The sequence below is a fragment of the Streptomyces sp. MK37H genome (genome assembly GCF_018035285.1).
GTDB lineage: Bacteria > Actinomycetota > Actinomycetes > Streptomycetales > Streptomycetaceae > Streptomyces > Streptomyces endocoffeicus.
In genome coordinates, this window is record NZ_JAAAYH010000698.1 from 1 (window position 1) to 2,981 (window position 2,981).

Genomic DNA, 2,981 nt, shown 5'->3' on the forward strand with positions numbered 1-2,981 from the left:
GCACCGGCCCGGAGCCATCGCACCGGTCCGCCCGCGCCGCCGGGAGTACGCGCGGATACTCCCGCCGTCAGACGCCCCGGGAGCGGCGGCGCCGCCACGGTGGGGGCATGCGGCAACTCGCCCGCCCCGTGCGCCGGGGCCTCCTCGTCGTTCATGTCGTCGTCTCCGTCGGATGGCTCGGGCTCACCCTCGGGGTGCTGGCCCTGGGGATCACCGGGGCCATGGCCGGCTCGGCCGAAGAGGCCGGGGCGGCGTACCGGTCCATGAATGTGCTGGGCGACTGGCTGCTGATTCCGATCAGCCTGCTGTCGCTGATCAGCGGGATCGTGCTGTCGCTGGGGACGCCCTGGGGACTGGCGCGCCACCGGTGGGTGTATGTGAAGTTCTGGCTGACGCTGATCACCACAGCCGCCACGGCGTTCGCCCTGCGCGCCCGGATCGACTCCGCGATGGCCGATGTGGTGGCGGGGCGGGCGGTCGGGGCGACCACGGATCTGATCCTGGCGCCGTCGGTCAGCCTGGGCGTCTATACCTTTCTCACCGCGATCTCGGTGATCAAGCCCTGGGGGCTGACCGCCCGGGGACGGCGGCTGCGGGCGACAAAGCGCCGATAATTGCATACGCGGTCTTTTTCATCCCTGGACTATCCTGGAATCCGCTCACCCACCAAGGAGGGGTTCCATGCCGGACGAACCGCACGGCGCTGTCGCCCCGCCCGCAGGACAGGCCCTGGCCCAGGGCTGGTGCGCCCTGTCCTCCCTGCACGGCCGGATAGAGACGCATATCGAGCGCGCGCTGCAGGCCAGGCACGATCTGAGCGTCCGCGAATTCTCCGTGCTCAACGTACTCAGCGGGCAGCACGACGGCGACGGCGGACATCTGCAGATGAAGCAGCTCGCCGACTCCGTCGTACTCAGCCAGAGCGCCACGACCCGGCTGGTCACCCGGCTGGAGGACCGCGGTCTGCTCGCCCGCTACATCTGCCCCGGCGACCGCCGCGGCATCTACACCGACGTCAGCGACGAGGGGCTGAAGCTCCTGGAGGAGGCGCGGCCGACGCATGACACCGCGCTGCGCGAGGCCCTCGCCGACGCCGCCCGGCGGCCGGAACTGGCGCCCCTCGTCGCCGCTGTGGAGGGGCTGACCGGCACCACGTGCTGATCCCGGCACGTGCTGATCCCCGGTGGCCGTGGGCCCGTCGCCGCCGTCCGGGGCTCGCGGGCCCCGACGTAGGCTCCACCGCATGAGCGACTTCGAGATACGGCGCGCGACCGCCGATGACATCCCGGCGATCGTGGCCATGCTGGCGGACGACCCGCTCGGCGCCCGCCGGGAGTCCCCGGACGACCTGGCCCCGTACCGCGCCGCCTTCGATCGGCTGGACTCCGATCCCCAGCAGCGGCTGGTCGTCGCGGTCCGGGAGGGCCGCACCGTCGGCACCCTCCAGCTGACCGTGATCCCCGGGCTGTCGCGGCGCGGCGCCACGCGCTCGATCATCGAAGGCGTCCGGATCCACTCCGAGGAGCGCGGCGGCGGGCTCGGCACGCAGCTGATCGAATGGGCCGTCGAGGAGTCGCGCCGCGAGGGGTGCGTGCTGGTGCAGCTCACCTCGGACGCGACCCGTATCGACGCCCACCGCTTCTACGAGCGGCTCGGCTTCGAGGCCAGCCACGTCGGCTTCAAGCTGCCGCTGGCCTGAACCGACCTGGTCTCACTTCCCCGCCGGCGGCCTCACAGCGCCGCGAGGTCGACGGCCTCGGCCATCCGCCGGTAGCCCGCGTCGTTCGGGTGCTTGAAGTCGCCCGAGTCGTACGCCGGGTTCAGCCGCAGCGGATCGGACGGGGCGGCCATGACCTCCGCGAAGTCGACGACCGCGTCGAAAGCGCCCGAGGTGCGGATCCACTCGTTGATCGCGGTGCGCTTCGCCTCGGATCGCGGGGTGTGGTACTCGGCGCCCTTGAACGGGAGGATCGTCCCGCCGATGACCTTGATCCCGCGGGCGTGGGCGAGATCGATCAGCTCCCGGTAACCGGCGATCACCTCCTCGGCGGGCACCTGCGGATTGGGCTTGTAGGTGGGCAGCTCGACTTCGCTGAAGCCGATGTCATTGAGCCCCTCGAGCAGGATCACCGACCGTACGCCCGGCTTGTCCAGGACATCGCGCCGGAAGCGGGCGCCCGCCCGCTCGCCGTACCAGGCCGAGTCGTGCAGCAGCAGATTGCCGCCGATCCCGGAGTTGAGGACGGGGCGCGGGATGCCCGCGGCCGCGAGGCGCTCGGCCAGCAGATCCGGCCAGCGGTGGTCGGCGTCGTAGGTCGAGCCGAAGCCGTCGGTGATCGAGTCGCCGAAGGCCACCACCGTGCCCGGGTGCCGGGGGCCGCCGGTGACCTCGACATCGGAGAGGTAGTACCAGGAGTGGGTGGTCTCGGTGAAGGCCGTCCCGGCGCGGTCGGCGCGGTGATCGCCGTCCGCGCGGAAGCTGCGGGCGTACGCCTGGGCGTGGAAGGTGGCAGGGCCGGTCGGGCGGTCGAAGTACAGCGTGACCGTGACCGGCTGACGGGCCGCCACGCGCAGCGGGGCCGCGTCGCTCACCGTCTCCCCGCCCGCCGGGATCCGTACCGACCGCCGGTGTCCGAAGGTCAGCGCGCGCAGGCTCGCGCCGTGGACGGAGGCGCCGTGCGCGGTACGGGCGATGGTCGCGCCCGCGATCCGCAGCGGGGTGGTGCCGTAGCGGTTCGACAGCCTGATCCGGGCGGCCGTGCCACCGCTGGTGACCCGGACGACCTGACGCACGGTCTGGGCGGTGCGCTCGGCGAAGCCGCTCTCGGCCCAGTTCTTCTCGAAACCCGAGCTGGGGCGCTGGACGGGGGCGGCCCACCCGGCCGACCAGACGGTCCCCGGCCGGTCGCGGCCTGCTGACGGGCCTCCGGGCCGGGCGGCGGCCGTCCCGGAGGCACCCATGGAGGCCGCCATGACGGTGG

Annotated in this window: 4 protein-coding genes; 3 read left to right on the forward strand and 1 reads right to left on the reverse strand. The window is 72.6% G+C overall.

Features of this window, described 5'->3' with window-relative positions; translation table 11 throughout:
* Positions 1 to 107: 107 nt before the first annotated feature.
* The 3 genes from GWI24_RS42880 to GWI24_RS42890 all read left to right on the forward strand — a co-directional run bounded on the left by GWI24_RS42880 (position 108) and on the right by GWI24_RS42890 (position 1,699).
* Positions 108 to 614: a DUF2269 domain-containing protein gene (locus GWI24_RS42880; protein WP_210951432.1), complete on the forward strand. Its 507-nt coding sequence runs from the start codon at positions 108 to 110 to the stop codon at positions 612 to 614.
* Positions 615 to 681: 67 nt separating this feature from the next.
* Positions 682 to 1,161 carry a MarR family winged helix-turn-helix transcriptional regulator gene (locus tag GWI24_RS42885; protein ID WP_210951430.1) on the forward strand — a complete coding sequence of 160 codons (480 nt, stop codon included), beginning with the start codon at positions 682 to 684 and terminating at the stop codon, positions 1,159 to 1,161.
* Positions 1,162 to 1,243: 82 nt separating this feature from the next.
* Positions 1,244 to 1,699 (forward strand): GNAT family N-acetyltransferase, encoded by a 456-nt coding sequence (locus tag GWI24_RS42890; protein ID WP_210951431.1) that lies wholly within the window; start codon positions 1,244 to 1,246, stop codon positions 1,697 to 1,699.
* Between the two features lie 32 nt (positions 1,700 to 1,731).
* On the opposite strand, the gene GWI24_RS42895 is transcribed toward GWI24_RS42890, so the two are convergent.
* Entirely contained in the window at positions 1,732 to 2,973 is a 1,242-nt protein-coding gene (locus tag GWI24_RS42895) for an SGNH/GDSL hydrolase family protein (RefSeq protein WP_210951433.1), read from the reverse strand.
* Positions 2,974 to 2,981: the final 8 nt, after the last annotated feature.

Bases quoted from the DNA above. Each gene is read 5' to 3' on its own strand.
- GWI24_RS42880 (WP_210951432.1), top strand. From the start codon at position 108: ATGCGGCAACTCGCCCGCCCCGTGCGCCGGGGCCTCCTCGTCGTTCAT.
- GWI24_RS42885 (WP_210951430.1), top strand. From the start codon at position 682: ATGCCGGACGAACCGCACGGCGCTGTCGCCCCGCCCGCAGGACAGGCC.
- GWI24_RS42890 (WP_210951431.1), top strand. From the start codon at position 1,244: ATGAGCGACTTCGAGATACGGCGCGCGACCGCCGATGACATCCCGGCG.
- GWI24_RS42895 (WP_210951433.1), bottom strand. From the start codon at position 2,973: ATGGCGGCCTCCATGGGTGCCTCCGGGACGGCCGCCGCCCGGCCCGGA.